Origin of the sequence: Chryseobacterium sp. SIMBA_029, from assembly GCF_046535275.1 — a bacterium.
In the GTDB taxonomy this organism is placed as follows: domain Bacteria; phylum Bacteroidota; class Bacteroidia; order Flavobacteriales; family Weeksellaceae; genus Chryseobacterium.
In genome coordinates this window covers 1-232 of sequence record NZ_JAWRXA010000903.1, presented here as the reverse complement: position 1 = coordinate 232, position 232 = coordinate 1, and the positions used below count along the sequence as shown (strand labels likewise).

Sequence of the window (232 nt, the reverse complement as noted above, 5' to 3'; positions counted from 1 at the left end):
GTTGCTGATATACAGAATAAGCCACAATTATTTTCCACATTTATGCTTTCACTTTTTGCGGAAATTTATATGACATTCCCTGAAGAGGGTGATAGCGGAAAGCCAAAATTAGTGTTATTTATAGATGAAGCTCACTTACTTTTTGATGAAGCATCAAAGGCTCTTCTTTCGCAGATTGAAACCATGGTAAAGCTGATTCGTTCCAAAGGAGTGGGGATCTATTTTATTACAC

At 36.2% G+C, this 232-nt stretch carries 1 protein-coding gene; it reads left to right on the top strand.

Annotation, left to right across the window (positions count from 1 at the left end):
• A partial coding sequence (locus SB679_RS26450; protein ID WP_410705416.1) for a helicase HerA-like domain-containing protein occupies nucleotides 1-232 on the top strand: 232 nt, incomplete at both ends.